20 protein-coding genes and 1 tRNA gene are annotated in these 15,234 nt (G+C 69.3%); 9 read left to right on the top strand and 12 right to left on the bottom strand.

The annotated features are described in order from the left end of the window. Positions 1 to 2: 2 nt before the first annotated feature. Positions 3 to 737: an ABC transporter permease gene (locus tag BLS95_RS28390; RefSeq protein WP_090937701.1), complete on the bottom strand. Its 735-nt coding sequence runs from the start codon at positions 735 to 737 to the stop codon at positions 3 to 5. After that, a complete protein-coding gene (locus BLS95_RS28385) occupies positions 734 to 1,639 on the bottom strand; it encodes an ABC transporter ATP-binding protein (protein ID WP_090937698.1) in 906 nt (301 codons plus the stop codon). Before BLS95_RS28385 ends, BLS95_RS28390 begins: the two co-directional genes overlap by 4 nt. Before the next feature lie 109 nt (positions 1,640 to 1,748). Between BLS95_RS28385 and BLS95_RS28380 the strand changes: the two genes are divergently transcribed. The 3 genes from BLS95_RS28380 to dnaN all read left to right on the top strand — a co-directional run bounded on the left by BLS95_RS28380 (position 1,749) and on the right by dnaN (position 5,007). After that, complete coding sequence (locus BLS95_RS28380) at positions 1,749 to 3,182, top strand: sensor histidine kinase (protein ID WP_090937696.1); 1,434 nt, start codon at positions 1,749 to 1,751, stop codon at positions 3,180 to 3,182. Next, positions 3,179 to 3,829 (top strand): response regulator, encoded by a 651-nt coding sequence (locus BLS95_RS28375; protein WP_090937693.1) that lies wholly within the window; start codon positions 3,179 to 3,181, stop codon positions 3,827 to 3,829. Before BLS95_RS28380 ends, BLS95_RS28375 begins: the two co-directional genes overlap by 4 nt. Before the next feature lie 80 nt (positions 3,830 to 3,909). Next, on the top strand, positions 3,910 to 5,007 hold the full coding sequence (dnaN, locus tag BLS95_RS28370) for a DNA polymerase III subunit beta (protein ID WP_090937690.1): 1,098 nt from the start codon (positions 3,910 to 3,912) through the stop codon (positions 5,005 to 5,007). Here dnaN and BLS95_RS28365 read toward each other — a convergent pair. From BLS95_RS28365 to upp, 7 genes are all read right to left on the bottom strand, one after another. Beyond that, complete coding sequence (locus BLS95_RS28365; RefSeq protein ID WP_090938095.1) at positions 4,985 to 5,443, bottom strand: MarR family winged helix-turn-helix transcriptional regulator; 459 nt, start codon at positions 5,441 to 5,443, stop codon at positions 4,985 to 4,987. The genes dnaN and BLS95_RS28365 overlap by 23 nt on opposite strands. Positions 5,444 to 5,460: 17 nt before the next feature. Further along, positions 5,461 to 6,135: a FadR/GntR family transcriptional regulator gene (locus tag BLS95_RS28360; protein WP_090937687.1), complete on the bottom strand. Its 675-nt coding sequence runs from the start codon at positions 6,133 to 6,135 to the stop codon at positions 5,461 to 5,463. A gap of 101 nt (positions 6,136 to 6,236) precedes the next feature. Then, positions 6,237 to 7,580, bottom strand: a complete 1,344-nt coding sequence (locus BLS95_RS28355; protein WP_090937684.1) for a helix-turn-helix domain-containing protein — start codon at positions 7,578 to 7,580, stop codon at positions 6,237 to 6,239. A gap of 96 nt (positions 7,581 to 7,676) precedes the next feature. Further along, a complete protein-coding gene (locus BLS95_RS28350) occupies positions 7,677 to 8,213 on the bottom strand; it encodes a PH domain-containing protein (protein WP_090937681.1) in 537 nt (178 codons plus the stop codon). Continuing rightward, positions 8,210 to 8,368, bottom strand: a complete 159-nt coding sequence (locus BLS95_RS55895) for a hypothetical protein (protein WP_176993414.1) — start codon at positions 8,366 to 8,368, stop codon at positions 8,210 to 8,212. Before BLS95_RS55895 ends, BLS95_RS28350 begins: the two co-directional genes overlap by 4 nt. Positions 8,369 to 8,458: 90 nt before the next feature. Then, positions 8,459 to 8,683, bottom strand: a complete 225-nt coding sequence (locus tag BLS95_RS28345) for a hypothetical protein (RefSeq protein WP_090938092.1) — start codon at positions 8,681 to 8,683, stop codon at positions 8,459 to 8,461. 155 nt (positions 8,684 to 8,838) lie between these two features. Continuing rightward, on the bottom strand, positions 8,839 to 9,477 hold the full coding sequence (upp, locus tag BLS95_RS28340; protein ID WP_090937678.1) for a uracil phosphoribosyltransferase: 639 nt from the start codon (positions 9,475 to 9,477) through the stop codon (positions 8,839 to 8,841). A 165-nt stretch (positions 9,478 to 9,642) separates the two neighbouring features. On the opposite strand from upp, the gene BLS95_RS28335 reads away from it, so the two are divergent. The 4 genes from BLS95_RS28335 to BLS95_RS28320 all read left to right on the top strand — a co-directional run bounded on the left by BLS95_RS28335 (position 9,643) and on the right by BLS95_RS28320 (position 11,254). Further along, positions 9,643 to 10,158: a tRNA adenosine deaminase-associated protein gene (locus BLS95_RS28335; RefSeq protein ID WP_425434752.1), complete on the top strand. Its 516-nt coding sequence runs from the start codon at positions 9,643 to 9,645 to the stop codon at positions 10,156 to 10,158. 18 nt (positions 10,159 to 10,176) lie between these two features. Further along, positions 10,177 to 10,653, top strand: a complete 477-nt coding sequence (locus tag BLS95_RS28330; RefSeq protein WP_090937675.1) for a tRNA adenosine deaminase-associated protein — start codon at positions 10,177 to 10,179, stop codon at positions 10,651 to 10,653. 45 nt (positions 10,654 to 10,698) lie between these two features. Beyond that, positions 10,699 to 11,154: a tRNA adenosine(34) deaminase TadA gene (gene tadA / locus BLS95_RS28325; protein ID WP_218136015.1), complete on the top strand. Its 456-nt coding sequence runs from the start codon at positions 10,699 to 10,701 to the stop codon at positions 11,152 to 11,154. Positions 11,155 to 11,164: 10 nt separating this feature from the next. Beyond that, a tRNA-Ser gene (locus BLS95_RS28320) sits at positions 11,165 to 11,254 on the top strand. A gap of 97 nt (positions 11,255 to 11,351) precedes the next feature. Here the strand turns inward: BLS95_RS28320 and BLS95_RS28315 are convergent. Together BLS95_RS28315 and ypfJ are read right to left on the bottom strand one after the other, a co-directional pair. Next, positions 11,352 to 11,648: a type II toxin-antitoxin system VapB family antitoxin gene (locus tag BLS95_RS28315; RefSeq protein ID WP_090937673.1), complete on the bottom strand. Its 297-nt coding sequence runs from the start codon at positions 11,646 to 11,648 to the stop codon at positions 11,352 to 11,354. A gap of 112 nt (positions 11,649 to 11,760) precedes the next feature. Continuing rightward, a complete protein-coding gene (gene ypfJ, locus BLS95_RS28310) occupies positions 11,761 to 12,705 on the bottom strand; it encodes a KPN_02809 family neutral zinc metallopeptidase (protein ID WP_090937670.1) in 945 nt (314 codons plus the stop codon). 105 nt (positions 12,706 to 12,810) lie between these two features. Here ypfJ and BLS95_RS28305 point away from each other — a divergent pair, with 105 nt between their 5' ends. Both BLS95_RS28305 and BLS95_RS28300 read left to right on the top strand, forming a co-directional pair. Beyond that, a complete protein-coding gene (locus BLS95_RS28305) occupies positions 12,811 to 13,452 on the top strand; it encodes a LysE family translocator (RefSeq protein ID WP_090937668.1) in 642 nt (213 codons plus the stop codon). A 96-nt stretch (positions 13,453 to 13,548) separates the two neighbouring features. Continuing rightward, positions 13,549 to 14,259 (top strand): hypothetical protein, encoded by a 711-nt coding sequence (locus BLS95_RS28300; RefSeq protein ID WP_143043903.1) that lies wholly within the window; start codon positions 13,549 to 13,551, stop codon positions 14,257 to 14,259. Positions 14,260 to 14,348: 89 nt separating this feature from the next. On the opposite strand, the gene BLS95_RS28295 is transcribed toward BLS95_RS28300, so the two are convergent. Continuing rightward, positions 14,349 to 15,173, bottom strand: a complete 825-nt coding sequence (locus BLS95_RS28295) for a MerR family transcriptional regulator (RefSeq protein ID WP_245765323.1) — start codon at positions 15,171 to 15,173, stop codon at positions 14,349 to 14,351. Positions 15,174 to 15,234: the final 61 nt, after the last annotated feature.

The raw sequence follows: 15,234 nt of genomic DNA, 5'->3' as shown, positions 1-15,234 counted from the left end.
CCTCATTCCCACCGGAAGGACCGCGCGGCGAGGCCGCCGAAGAGCGCCAGCCCGGCGGCCATCACCACCAGGTGCGACACCTGCGGCGGGTGTCCCGCCCAGGTGTCCCTGAGCGCCTGCGTGATGGGCCCCGCGACGGAGAAGTCGCTGATGGCGCCCAGCACGTCCGGCATGTTCTCGCGGGGTATCCACACCCCTCCGACGAACATCAACGGGAACATCACCGCCGAGCCGACGCCCTGGGCGGTCTTGGTGTTGGGCGCCAGCGCGCCGATCACCAGTCCCATGGCCAGCAACGCGGCGGTGCCGAGCAGGAACACCAGCACGAACCCCGCCCACTGCCGCGGCACCGGCGTACCGAACGCCAGCGTGCCCGTCCCGATCAGCAGCGCCGTGGTCACCACCCCGACGCCCAGGTAGATCAGGAGCTGCACGACCAGCAGCCGCGCCGGATGCACCGGCGTGGTGGACATCCGCCGGAGCACCCCGTGCTCGCGGTAGGCGGCCAGCACCGCCGGCAGCACGCTGCAGCCGAGCGTCAGCAGGGCGAGGAGCACCATCGCGCTCGGCATGTGCGTGTCCACGGGCCGCTCCCCGGAGCTCTGGTTGAGCTGGGTCATGGACGGCACGGTCAGGCCGAGCCCGAGCAGCAGCGCCACCGGCAGCCCGATGGTGAACAGCATGAACGGCCACTGCCGCAGATGCAGCTTGAACTCCACGCTCAGGATCTTCATCATGCGAACTGCCTCCCGGTCAGTGCGAGGAACGCGTCGTCGAGGGTGGCCTGCTCGATCCGCAGGTCCATGGGCACGATGTCGTGCCGGGCCAGGGCCAGGGTGAGCACGGGAGCGAGGTTGCCCGTGCCGCTCACCACGACCTGGGCGCCGCTCCTGCCCACCTCGCGCACCTCGGGCAGCGCCAGCAGCATGTCGTCGGTGACGGGCGCCGACGGCCTGAACCGGATCCGCTGCTCCGCGCCCACCTGCGCGATGAGCCCGGCGGGCGAGTCGGTGGCGACCACCTTGCCCGCGTCGATGATGGCGAGCCGGTCGCAGAGCCGCTCGGCCTCCTCCATGAAGTGGGTGACCAGGACGATCGTCACGCCCGACTCACGCACCTGCTCGACCAGCTCCCAGGTGTCCCTGCGGGCCTGCGGGTCGAGCCCGGTCGTCAGCTCGTCCAGCACCGCCACCCGTGGCCTGCCCACCAGCGCCAGCGCCACGGACAACCGCTGCCGCTGCCCTCCGGACAGCTTGGCGAAGGCGGCCTCGCGCTTGCCGGCGAGGCCGACCCGGTCGAGCAGCTCGGACCAGTTCGCGGGGTCGGGGTAGAAGGAGGCGTAGAGGTCCATGGCCTCCCACACCTTGATCTTCTCCGGCAGCGCCGCGCTCTGCAGCTGCATGCCGAGCACGCGACGCAGCCGGTCCCGGTCGGTACGCGGGTCCAGCCCGGTCACCCGTACGGTGCCGCCGTCCGGCACGCGCAGCCCCGCCACGCATTCCACGGTGGTGGTCTTGCCGGCGCCGTTCGGCCCGAGGATGCCGAAGATCTCGCCCTCAGCCACCTCGAACGACACGTCATCGACCGCCAGGTGGTCCGGATACCGCTTACGCAGATTCTTGACCTCGATGATTTTCACGATGCCGACGCTAGGAACGAGGGACTTCCGGGGGAATCCCGGTAGCTGCCCGGCAAGGGTGTACCTAGGTGCAGTGACTGGGCCGCGGGGACTGTCGCAGACTGAGGGCATGCTCCGAAGGTTCGGTCAGGTCGCCGTGCTGCTCGCCCTGCTGCTCGCGGAGATCCCCGCGGTCATGGCGGCGCTGCCCATGCTGCTGGCCTCGTTCGGCATGGGCCTGATCTTCCTCTTCCCGCCGCTGGCCTGGATGGTCAGGTATTTCGCCGAGCTCAACAGGCGACTGATGCGGGAGTGGACGGGCGTCCCCATCGAGGCCCCGTACTTGCCCGAACCACCGCCTCCGGTGCGGCAGCCGGACGGCATGTACCGCTCGGACCGCACCCTCTACCGGAGCCCGCGGGTGCCGGCCTGGAACAACCGCTGGAAGTGGCTGCTCACCGACCCGGCGACCTGGCGGGACGGTCTCTGGCTGCTGCTCGACCCGGTGGTGAAGCTCCTGCTGCTGCCCGCGTTCCTCCTGGTGCCCGGGCGCGGCCTGCGCGTCTACGCGATCTGGAGCAACTGGGTGCTCGGCGCCACCGCCGCCAGCCGGCTGGCCGGGCAGGTGAGCCACCTCAGGCGTACGCGCAACCTGGCGGCCGACTCCCAGGCGGCCGAGATGCGCAGGATCGAGCGTGACCTGCACGACGGCGCACAGGCCAGGCTGGTGGCGATCGGCATGACGCTCGGAGCGGTGGAGGCGCTCGTCGACAACGATCCCACTGCGGCCAAGGCGCTGCTGGCCAAGGCCAGGGAGTCCTCGTCCGAGACGCTGACGGAGCTGCGCAGGGTCATCCGCGGCATCCACCCGCCGGTGCTGGCCGAGCGCGGGCTCGGCGACGCCGTCCGCGCGCTGGCCATGGACAGCGCCATGCAGGTCAGCGTGACGGTCGACCTGCCGGGCAGGCTGGAGGCGCCGGTGGAGGCGGCGGCGTACTTCGCGGTCAGCGAGCTGCTCTCCAACGCCGCGCGACACGGGGACGCCCGCACGGCAGAGGTGGACATCAGTACGAACGACTCCGATCTGCGCATCACGGTCACCGACGACGGCATGGGCGGCGCCGACCCGGCCAAGGGCAGCGGCCTGTCCGGCATCGAACGGCGGCTGTCCGCCTTCGACGGGGTCCTGGCGCTCAACAGCCCGCCGGGCGGCCCCACCACCGTGACCATGGACCTGCCCGCGGTGCTGCCGGGCAGCTCGGGGAGAAAGCGGGCCTGCCTGCCGCGCCGGAAGCTGCTCGTGGTCGCCGCGCTCTGGGCCACCGCCTGGTGCCCGACGTTCCCGCAGGGGATCGTGGCGGGCGTCGTCAAGGCCCTCGGAGGCGAGGAGAAGTCCTGGTTCCTCGCCCTGTACCTTCCCGAGGTCTGGCAGTGGCCGGTGATCTTCGGCATGATCGGGCTCGGGATATTCATGCATTTCATGGCCATGCGCATTCCCGCCACCCACGACCCGGAGCGCTGGATGAGGGGGGCGACGCCGGGCAAACCGTGGAGGTTGGAGTGAGCCGGGTGCTCATCGCGGAGGATCTCTACCTGCTGCGCGACGGGCTGGTCCACCTGCTGCAGGCCCACGGCTTCACGGTCGTCGCCGCAGTGGAGTCCGGTCCCGAGCTGCTCAAGGGCCTGCTGGAGCTGCGGCCCGACGTCTCGATCGTGGACGTGCGGCTGCCGCCCACGTTCACCGACGAGGGCCTGCAGGCCGCGCTCGCGGCCAGGGCGAAGGTGCCGGGGCTGCCGATCCTGGTCCTGTCCCAGCACGTGGAGCAGCTCTACGCCCGCGAGCTGCTGGCCGACGGCTCGGGCGCGATCGGCTACCTGCTCAAGGACCGGGTCTTCAACGCCACGCAGTTCGTCGACGCCGTACGCCGGGTCGCCGAGGGTGGCACCGCCATGGACCCCGAGGTGATCGCCAAGCTACTGGCCAGCAACGCCAGGAACGAGCCGCTGGCCGCGCTCACCCCGCGCGAGCGCGAGGTCCTGGAGGCCATGGCCGAGGGGCGGTCCAACGCCGGCATCTCCCAGCGGCTCTACCTCAGCGAGAGCGCCGTGGCCAAGCACACGGCCTCCATCTTCGCCAAGCTCGGCCTGGCCCCCTCCGACGACGACAACCGCCGCGTGCTGGCGGTGCTCGCCTACCTCAACAGCCGCTAATCGTCCGCCCGAGTGCCGGTAGTTGTCGGTCGTACCGGCTATTTTCGTAGAGGCAGGGCACGACGAAGGGGTGGTAACAGGTGAAAATCCGGGTTAACCGCGATGTACTGGCAGATGCGGTGGCGTGGGCTGCCCGAGTGCTGCCCAGCCGCCCTGTGACGCCCGTCCTGTCCGGACTGCTGCTGGAGGCCGGAGACGAGCTGAGCCTGTCCGCGTTCGACTACGACGTCTCGGCACGGGCCGACGTCGACGCCGACGTGGCCGAGGAGGGCCGGGTGCTGATCCCCGGCCGGCTGCTGGCCGAGATCAGCCGCAGCCTCCCCGCCGAGGAGGTGGAGATCGTCACGGAGGGCCCGGAGGCGGTGCTGACCTGCGGGAGCGCGGAGTTCGGCCTGATCACGATGCCGGTCGAGGACTTCCCGACCATGCCCACGATGCCACCGGGCATCGGCGCCGTGGGCGGCGGCGTGTTCGCCTCCGCGGTCGGCCAGGTCGCGCCCGCGGCCAGCCGCGACGACACGCTGCCCATGCTCACCGGCATCAGGGTCGACATCGAGGGCGAGTCCGTGGCGATGGCGGCCACCGACCGCTACCGCATCGCCGCCCGTGACTTCCTCTGGCGCCCGGTCGATCCCGGCGTGGCCGTCTCCGCCATGGTCCCGTCGCGGGTGCTGGTGGAGGTGGCCAAGTCGCTGCGCGGCGGCGAGGTGTCGATCGCCATGGGCGACGGGGTGGCCGGGTTCGAGAGCGTGGGGCGCAGCACCACGGTGCGGCTGCTCGACGAGCAGTTCATCGACTACCGGGCCAGGCTGACCGCGGAGTGGTCGATCAGGGCCGACGTGGCGGTGGCGCCGTTCGTCAACGCGATCAAGCGCGTGGCCCTGGTGGCCGAGCGCAACACCGCGATCCGGCTGTCGTTCAGCCAGGGGCAGGTGCTGATCCAGGCGGGCGGCGGCGACGTCGGGCGCGGCGCCGAGGTGGTCCCGTGCGAGCTGCGCGGCGACGACATCCAGATCGCCTTCCAGTCGCAGTTCCTGCTCGACGGGCTGACGGGCATCGAGAGCGAGCTGGCCAGGATCAACATGGAGTCGCCCACCCGGCCCGCGCTCATCCAGGACGTGCCGGGCGACGCCCACCCCGCCTTCCGCTACCTGGTCATGTCTCTCCGCCAGAGCTGAGCCGCTCCGCGACCAGCTTGAAGACCCGCTTGAACTCCGCGTACGCGGGCTCGCCCACGGCCTGCGCATGGGCCGCCTCCATGGCGGCGATGACGGCGTCAGACCTGGCCATGTGGTCGAGGCCGCGCTCGGTGGGCACGATCAGCTTGGCCCGGCGGTCGGCCGGGTCCGGGCGGCGTTCCACATAGCCGAGCTCGACCAGCTCGTCCACCAGCGTGCCGATCACCTGCTTGTGCCGGCCCGACAGCGTGGCCAGGTCGGTGGCCCTGCTGCCGGCCTCGTCCAGATACGCCAGTACGGCCCCGTGCCGCGGCCGCACGTCCGGATGCCCCTGCTCGGCCAGCTCGGCGAAGAGCTGCCGTTGCAGCGCGAAAAGGGTCCGGCCGGCCAGGATGCCGAGGTCGGGCGCCTCCTGCTTGCGCCGGCTCCTGCTCACCTCGCCCTTCAACCGGGTCAGGACTCCGTGAGGGCGATGAGGATGTGCTCCATGCAGGCGTGCCCGGCCCGCTCGGCCGCCGCCGCGTCGCCGGCCGCGATGGCCCGGGCGATCGCGTCGTGCGGGATGTAGCTCTTGTTCAGCGACGTCCCGGCCGCGGTGATGCTGGCCCGCAGCGCCGCCGAGAAGTCCTCGTAGAGGTCGATGAGCACCAGGTTGTGGGTGGCGTGCGCGACGGCCATGTGGAAGGCCAGGTCGGCCTCGACGAAGAAGTCAGGGTCGTCCAGCTCCCAGGCGCGGTCCCGCTCGGCCAGCGCCGCCTCGATGCGCTTGATGTCGTCGTCGGTGCGCCGGGTGGCGGCCAGGCGGGCGGACTCCACCTCCAGCGCACGGCGTACTTCGAGGATCTCGAGCTGCTCGGCCTGCCGCAGCCGCCTGAGCATCGCACCGGAGAGCTCGCTGGTCGCGCGGACGTAAGTGCCGTCCCCCTGACGGCACTCGAGCAGCCCGGCGTGAGTGAGCGCGCGTACGGCCTCGCGAACGGTGTTACGACCCACTCCGAGTTGCTCCGCGAGGACGGTCTCGGTCGGGATCTTGCCGTTCATTCGCCACGACCCTGAGGTGATCTGCTCCTTGAGCTGATCGATCACCTGGTCGACAAGCGAAGCCCGCTGCGCCGTACGCAGACTCACAGTCCGCCTCCTCCGGGGAAACCAATCATCCTATGAGTCAATGACTGGTCGACCCTAATTATTCCAGACTCGGAACGCCAAATCTGGAGCCCCCGGAGGTTTCAGTGTGAAACTGTAGCGTCCGCCGTCACCCCGGCCAGCGCCGAGCGGACCCCGGCGGCTTCGAGGGCCTTTCGGTAGGCGGCTGTCTGCTGTGTCTTGAGCTCCACCCGGCCGTAGAGGTCGCCCAGCTCGCGCCAGCAGCGGGCGGCCTGCCGGTCGGACCCGAAAATCGGCCGGTCGCGCGTGTCGAGCAACTGGTGGGCGGTGCGCAGGTGCGCGGTGGCGTCCTCGCCGCGGTCGAGCGCGATCGTGGCCAGCACCAGCCGAGCCTCGGCGGAGGTCGTGCCCATGCCGTCGGACGACAGCTCCACCGCCGTGCCGGCCAGCTCCGCCGCGCGCTCCAGGTCGCCGGCCCGCAGCCGCACCCGCGCGTGCACGATCAGGCTCTCGCTGTGCTCGCGAGCCGTGGCGGGGAAGACCGCGAACGCCCGGGAGGCGGCCTCGACGAGCCGCTCGGCCTCCTCGATCGGTGTCGTGGCCATCCGGGACCAGTGCATGGCGGCCCGGGCGAGCTGCAGCGCGAGTCGCGTCTGACGGCCCGCCATGATCGCGTCGTCTGCCAGGCGAACAGCCAGCGCCGAGTCCTCCCCGGCCGCGGCGGCGGCGCTCGCGTGCCACAACGCGTGAATCTCTCCGGAACGGTCCATAACTGCTGGAACGTCAGCGGTGTCCAGCACCCGCTTGACGTAGTCGAGCTCGGGCGAGTCGCTGGTCCTGTCGCTGCGCGCCTCGACCAGTGCGGCGGCCAGGTCGATCGCGACCTCGCCCTGCGAGATCGACAGCCGCTCGGCCTGCTCCAGAGCGTAGGAGGCCAGGTCGCTGGCGCGCAGGCGGTCGCCGGCCCGCTGGTAGCAGCGGCTCAGCGCGATGGTGAGCGGCAGGTCGGCCAGCCGCTCGGGGTGGGCCGCCGCCTCCCTGCGCAGGCGCTCGAACGCCTCCACCGCCTGGCCGAGACGGCCCTGGGCCTCAAGGGCACGTGCTCTGCCGAACCGCGCGTGCGCGGTCAGCATGGCGTTCTCCTCGTCGGCCGCCTTCACGATCTCCGTGAACCGGTCGGCGGCGACGGCCGGGTCGCCGTGCTGGAGCTCTAGCTCCGCATGACGCAGCCCGAGCTCGGTGTCGATGCGCTGCCGCGGCTCGATCCCGTGCAGAAGGAACTCGGTCGTGCAGCCAAGGCGTTCGGCCAAGAGCCGCGCGACCACAGGAGTCGGCGTGCGCTTGCCCGACTCTATGAGCGAGACATAACTGTCAGACAGGTCGGGTCCGGCCAGTTGGGCCTGGGACATCCGCCTGTTCAGCCGCAATCCACGGACGCGGTCACCGATGGTTCCCTGACTCGGCATCTCATCTCTCAAGGCGGGGAAGGGTCAACAACACGCAATGATTGCATGAAGTAGCCGAATCTGGTATCCCCGCGTGAAGAATTCCCCACGCGAAGATTAATCGTCCCCGTCGTCCTTGCCGCCGGGGAAAAGCATCTGGCAGACCTCGAGGTAGAGCGTCTCGGGATACGGAATGTACTCGACGTTGGAGAGGGCCTGGTCCTGACCGGCCGACTCCAGGATGAACTCACCGTAACCGAGCATGCGCCCAAGCAGAGATCTTTGGAAACTCATGTCGGTGACCTTGCCCAGGGGCATCATCGCGACCTTGCGCGTGATCAACCCGGTGGTCAGCAACATTCGCTTGGAAGTCACCACAAAGTAATCGACCGACCACTCCGCGACTTTCCAAACAAAACGGATCAGCAGCAGCAGCCACAACCACCACACGACGACGAGCGCCGTGCCGCCCGTCTCGCCCCCGCCGAAGAACCTGCTGAGCAGCCCGGCGAGGATCAGGCCGCCGAAGACCTCGGCGACCGGACGCAACAGGATGGCGGGATGCCGCCGCACCATGATGACTTGTTGTTCGTGGGGGAGGAGGTAGCGGTTGACCGACGACGGGGCAGAGTCCCCGTGGGTCACAAGTCTCATGCGAGGTTGTTGACGAATTGGGCCAGAGAGTCGGCCGCGTTGAACATCGTGTCGAACGCCCCTCTCACCGCATCCGCGGCGTCGGCTGGTCGTGCGAGCAGGAAGTACGCAACAAATGCGATACCGCCCCATGTGAGGACTTTTTTGACCTGCACTGTCGCCTCCGTGTACCCACTCCCGCCGTATACATTACCCACCCCTGTGCCGGGGTAAAGATGCCTTTGGCGGGTTAGTTCTGATCTTGGTTAGCCACGCTCGCTGGCCACGAGGGCCAGGACGTGGAGATGCTTGCGCGCGATGCGCTCGACGAGGCTCGGATGGGCATAGCCGGTGACCTCCAGCGCGCCGTAGTGCGCGGCCTCGACACAGCGCGTTACCGTGGTCGAGGAATGGACGCCGGCGAACTCGTCGCACAGCGCCGACTCCACCTCCGCGTACGGAGTCGGATCGGCCTCAATGTGATCGTTCACCACGACACCTCGGCACTGGGCATGTCGCTCATCGTGCTCCCCCACGCGCATGCGGAAGTTGCCTTCCCGTCTCTTCGTACCCACCCAACCACAGTATGTAACGAAGCTGGGACTCCGTGTGACGGAATAAAGGACTTTTCAGACGGCGCCGTAGATCAGACGACGCCGTAGAGGCGGTCTCCCGCGTCACCGAGGCCGGGGACGATGTAGCCGTGCTCGTTGAGCCGCTCGTCGAGCGCCGCGGTCACCACCCGGATCGGCTTGCCCGTGTTGGCGAACACCTTGTCCATGTAGGCCAGGCCCTCGGGGGCGGCCAGCAGGCAGATGGCCGTGACGTCCACGGCCCCCCGGTCGAACAGGTATTGCACGGCCGCCGCCAGTGTGCCGCCGGTGGCCAGCATCGGGTCGACCACGTAGCACTGCCGTCCTGACAGGTCCTCGGGCAGCCGCGTGGCGTACGTCTCCGCCTGCAGCGTGTTCTCGTCGCGGATCATGCCGAGGAACCCGACCTCGGCCGTGGGCAGCAGCCTGGTCATGCCGTCGAGCATGCCGAGCCCCGCCCGCAGGATCGGCACGACCAGCGGGTACGGCTTGGCCAGCCGCACGCCGTGGGCGGGGGCGACGGGCGTATCGACGGTGACCTCCGTCACACGCACGTCACGGGTGGCCTCGTACGCCAGCAGTGTCACCAACTCGTCCGCGAGCCTGCGGAAGGTGGGGGAGTCGGTGCGGACATCGCGCAGTGTGGTCAGCTTGTGCGCCACCAGCGGATGGTCGACGACGAGGGTTTCCATAAGGGACAACGCTATCTTGTGGGGACACTGACGTGCAGACCCGACCTCCGGGCGACGTACGTCATCGGTTTTGATCACAATTTGGCCGGAGAGGCACACGCCTCGTGGCCGGTTCTGGAACGATTGGGTGCTAGTGATATCTGTCGTGTCAGAGGTCGGGTGGGGATGGCGATGACAGACGAAGACGCGCTCGACTTCGCCATCGTGGTCTATCGCGAGGACGACTGCTGGGAGGCCGAGCTGCTGCCGGTCGCGCTCACGTCCGACCTGCAGGGGCTCATCCATGCCCTGCGGCAGCAGCCGAGTGAGAGCGGCACGATTGGTCTGGTGGCCGTGGGGGATGAGTTCTTCGTGGCATTGCGGGTCCTGGGCGATCGGGTGGACGTCTTCCTCTCCGACATCGCCGCCTCCTGGGACTTCCCGCTGGCGCGGCAGGTCCTCCACTATCTCGACGTTCCCGTGCCCGACGAGGAGGAGCTCGACGAGATCCTCCAGGACGAGGAGACCGTGCTCCCCGCCGGGGATCTGTCGATCTTCGCTGATCTCGGGTTGGACGAGATGGAGCTGGGCATCCTTTCCGGCGACATCGACCTCCTGCCCGAAGACGTCCTGTCAAGCATCGCCGCGCGGCTCGGCTTCTCCGAGCCGTTCGAACGTGCCATTGAATCGGTCTTCGGCTGACCCCCTGGAGCGACGGACATGGCGTCCAACACCTTCTCTGCGGCTTTTGTCAGGACCTCTGATGGTTGGAGCGGCGCCGAGGTCGATCTGGGCGGCGCCGAGATCGTGGACGACTTCGGCGATGCCGTCATGGAAGCCCTGGGCCTGACCGGTGACGAGCTGGCCCTGCTCTGCGTCGAGGTCGAGGACGAGTGGTTCGCCATCGCCCGCTACCGGGGCGAGGAAGAGCCCCGCGTGTTCCTCTCCGACGTGCACGCGGTCCTGGCCGACCCCTTGGGCGAGCTGTTCGCCGAGTTCGCCGGGGTGGCGCCGGACAAGGAGAGCAACGGCCTCGGCGTGCGCCCGGCCGGGGACTTCGAGCTGCTCAGCGATCTGGGTGTGAGCTCGGAGGAGCTGCTGGAGCTGAGCATGGAAGAGGGCATGCTGCCCGCCGACATCCTGTCGGTGATCGCCGAGCGGCTGTCGTTCGCCGACGAGCTCGACCGCCTGCGATGACCGGCGGCCGGGCGCGGGTCGCGCGGTGACGCACGAGGTCGTGCGGTGACGCACGAGGAGGCCATGCGCCTGGCCCTGGCGGAGGCCGTCACGGCGGGCGCCAGGGGCGAGATCCCGGTGGGCGCGGTGGTCCTCGACCCGTTCGGCGAGGTGCTGGCCGCCGCGGGCAACGACCGCGAGTCCGCCGCCGACCCGACGGCCCACGCCGAGGTGCTGGCGCTGCGGCGGGCGGCCGCGCTGCGCGGGCAGTGGCGGCTGAGTGGTTGCACGCTGGTGGTGACCCTGGAGCCGTGCACGATGTGCGCGGGGGCCGCGGTGCTGGCCAGGGTGGAGCGCGTCGTGTACGGCGCCGTGGACGAGAAGGGCGGGGCCGTGGGGTCGTTGTGGGACGTCGTACGGGATCGGCGGCTCAACCATCGGCCCGAGGTCGTCATGGGGGTGCTCGCGGAGGAGTGCGCCGGCGTACTAAAGCGGTTCTTCGCCACTCGGCGGATCCGGTAAGCTCATTCGCGGTGGTGTCGCCTAGTGGCCGAGGGCGCACGCCTCGAAAGCGTGTGATGGGGCAACTCATCCGTGGGTTCAAATCCCACCACCACCGCCATTCGCGAAGGGCCCCCTGAGGGCCCTTTTGCATGTCCGGGCACGCTCACTCGCCCGCTGGGAGCTTCTGCCGCAGCGGAGTGGGCCCCTTTCCAGGCTCAGTTGGGCAGCTCCAGGACCCTGGCGTGCAGGATCGAGCGTTGGTGCAGGGCCGCGCGCAGGGCGCGGTGCAGGCCGTCCTCCAGATAGAGCTCGCCCTGCCACTGCACCACGTGCGGGAAGAGATCCCCGTAGAACGTGGAGTCGGCGGCGAGCAGGGAGTGCAGGTCCAGCATGGCCTTCGTGGTGATCAACGAGTCGAGCCGGACCTGCCGTGGCGGGATCTGCGCCCACTCTCGGTGCGTCAGACCGTGGTCGGGATAAGGGCGTTCGTCGCCGACAAGCTTGAAGATCACCCCCCCGATTTTAGGAGAGAATCCGATTGCTTGCGCTGTTACGCCGCGTCGGCGCAGCTCAGGCGGCTCGCGTTCGGCCGGGTGGCGTTTCGCGGTCGCGCCGGAGGCGCTTTCAGATGCCGCCGGAGAAGGTGTCGCACCGCTGGGCGTCTCCGCTGTCGTATCCGGTGCCGAACCACTTCTCCCGCTGCTCCGACGTGCCGTGCGTGAAGGCGTCGGGGGTGACGCGGCCCCGCGTACGCCGCTGGATGGTGTCGTCCCCGACCGCCGCGGCGGCGCTCAGCGCCTGGTTGATGTCGTCCTGGGTGAACGGCTCCTGGTAGAAGCCGGTCTTGACCGCGTTGTGCGCCCAGACCCCGGCGTAGCAGTCGGCCTGGAGTTCGAGGCGCACCGACGTGCCGGTGGCGCCCGGCCTGCTGGCGCCGATCTTTTCCATGGTGCCGAGCAGGTTCTGTACGTGATGGCCGTACTCGTGGGCGATCACGTACGCCTGGGCGAAGGGGCCACCGGCGGCGCCGAAGTCGCGCTGCAACGTGTTGAAGAAGGTCAGATCCAGATAGACCTTGCGGTCGGCGGGACAGTAGAAGGGGCCGACGGCGGAGTCGGCGATGCCGCAGCCGGTGCTGACCGCCTGGGAGAACAGCACGGTCCTGGCCGGCGTGTACGTACCCTGGCCGCGCTCCGCGAACGCCTGGCGCCAGTAGGACTGGATGCTGTTCACGATGCCGACGACGCGGCAGTCCTCCGACTGGTCGGCGTCGGCGCCGGTGCGGCAGCGTTCGGCGAGGTTGCCGCTCGGGGAGGGCGCCGGTGGCGCGCTCGGCAGTTGCCCGCCGCCCTGCCTGCCGCCCTCGGTCCCGGTGAACGGTGAGGGAATGAGCCCGAACAGGAACAAACCGGCCACCGCCAGGACCAACAGCAGGCAGCCGCCGCCCCGGCCGCCGATGGGCAGCATGCATCCGCCCGGCATCGGGCCGCCGCCGCGCGGCTGCGAACCTCCGGCCCGTACGTCCTCCACCTGCGACGGGTCGAGTGGCGCGTCGTCGTCGAACTGCATGTGGTCCCCCCGATGCAGTCCTCCCCCGTAGCGGGTCGAATACGCATTGTAGTTTATGGCGCATATTCAACATCGTTTGGGCGATATATCAGCTAATCTGCTGATATGACGGCTGGGTTGATCGGAATCGCGCTGGTGTCGCTGGGGATGGTGCTCACTCCCGGCCCGAACATGATCTATCTGATCTCGCGCTCGGTCACCCAGGGCCGCCGCTCGGGCCTGATCTCCCTCACGGGCGTCTTCCTGGGCTTCACCGCCTACCTGACCGCGACCTGCCTCGGGCTGACGGCCGTCTTCGCGTACGTGCCGGCCGCGTACACGGGGCTCAAGCTGGCCGGCGCGGCCTACCTGCTCTGGCTGGCCTGGAACGCGGTCAAGCCGGGCGGCATGTCGGCCCTGCAGCCCCAGGAGCTCCCGGTGGAGGGGCCCGGCAAGCTGTTCTCGATGGGCCTGCTGACCTGCCTGCTGAACCCCAAGATCGCCATCCTGTACCTGTCGCTGCTCCCGCAGTTCATCGACCCGTCCATGGGCCACGTACTGCTGCAGAGCCTCGCCCTCGGCTCCGTGCAGATCGCCGTCGGCACGCTGGTCAACGCGCTGATCGTGCTCACGGCCGGCAGCCTGGCGGCCTTCCTGGTCCGCCGCCCCGCCTGGCTGCGCGTCCAGCGGTACGTCACGGGCACGGTCCTCGGCAGCTTCGCCGTCATCATGGCCACCGACCGCTCCAAGGCCGTCGTGACCCCCTGACCGGCGTCGGCATCGTCCGCGTAACGATCGCGGGCGGCAGTGATCTTGATCCCGGGTTGTGATCCGGCTCCGGCACGATCTCCTGTCATGAAGAAGATGAGCATATTAGCGGCGGCCTGTGCCGCGCTGGTGGCGACCGCCGTGCCCGCCCAGGCGGCGCCGAAGGACCCGGTCAGCGCGCTGAAGGCCATGCTGGCGCCCGGGCACGGCGTACAGTTCACCGACGCCGTCACCTGGTCGGACGGGACTCACCAGCAGGGGGCCCGGGACAACAAGGGCACCTTCCAGTTCGACAAGAAGGGCGTGGCCGCCTTCGACATCGCGATGGACTTCGGCGACGACCAGCAGCGGGTCATCTCCATCGGCAAGACCGGCTACTACTCGGGCGGCAACATCGCCGGCCTGCTCCCCGAGGGCAAGACCTGGCTCAAGGGCGCCGGCGGCGCCATTCCCGACTCCTGGGCGCAGTTCCTCAATCCGGCCGAGCCCAGGACGCTGGCCGCGCTGATCAAGAACGGGAAGTCGAAGGGCGGCTCCGTCACCGGCTCGATCACCGTGAAGGAGCTCGGGGCGGTCTCGTCCTGGATCGCCGGTGCGGAGATCGAGAAGCCCTGGCAGGGCATCAAGATCTCCTACACCCTCACGCTGTCCTCGGCGGGCCTGGTGAGCAGGGCGCAGACGTCGTACACGAGGACGGAGAACGGGGAGAGCACCACCGTCTCGGTCGACAGCCGCTACACCGGGTGGGGCGGCAAGGTGTCGATCAAGGCGCCGGATCCCGGCACGGTGACCACGAAGCTCCGCTGACTTTTCCTTCCGATCGCCTCGATGGCCTGCCTCGGGACTCGCGAGCAGGCCAACGAGGCACGTCGGACCTCAGGGCAGGACCGCCGGGCTCAGCCCAGCCGGGCGTTCGCGTATGCGGTCATGGCTTCGCACATGTACGCGGCCAGGCCTTCGGCGATCCGCTCGTAGCCCGCCCGGAACCGCTCCTCCTCCACCTGCATCCGGGCCAGGTGCAGATACTGGGCCACCGTCGGGGTCCAGGACCCGCTCAGGTGCCGATAGTGGACGTCGAGCTCGGCGATGACCTGCGGGGCGTCGACGGGGGTGCCCGCGAGCATGTGCTCGGCCATCCGTACCATTCCCGCCGTCGCCTCCCGCTGCATCTGCTCCAGCTCCCGCGGGGTGCGGCCGGCCAGCAGCTCCTGCTGCCCGGTCTGCTGCCAGTGCTCCGGCCACCGCTCGCCGGCCTCGGCCTCGTAGCGGGCACTGTCGAATCCCTCGAACAGGTTCTCCGGTCTGCTGATTTTGGACATGGTCGTCTTCCCTTCGTTCCGCTGCAGTTCGGCGATGGTGCGCGCCACAAGGCCGGCCACCTGGTTCAGCCGGTCACGCTCCGCCAGCAGGCGCCGGTGGTGCTCACGCAGCGCTGTCACGGGGTCGGTGTGCCGCTCGACGATCTCCTTGATCTCGGCCAGGCCGAGGCCCAGTTCGCGGAGCACCAGGATCTGCTGCAGGCGCAGCAACTGGTCCTCCTCGTAGTAGCGGTAGCCGTTCGCGCCGACCCGGGCGGGCGGCAGCAGCCCGATCTCGTCGTAGTGGCGCAACGTCCGGGACGTCACCCCCGACATCTGGGCCACCTGCGCGATCGACCATGCCATGACCTGCTCACCCGCCCCTGTTCCAGCGCCGTCGCCGGTGATTTCCGGCTCGTTCACGACCGTAGAAGTTGCCGTAACGCGAAGGTCAAGCGTGATCGGGCGCCGTTCGGTCAGGATT

This window comes from Nonomuraea jiangxiensis (genome assembly GCF_900099965.1).
GTDB classification, from domain to species: Bacteria; Actinomycetota; Actinomycetes; order Streptosporangiales; family Streptosporangiaceae; genus Nonomuraea; species Nonomuraea jiangxiensis.
Note: the sequence above shows the minus strand (reverse complement) of the source record. Positions and strands in the feature narration are given on the sequence as shown.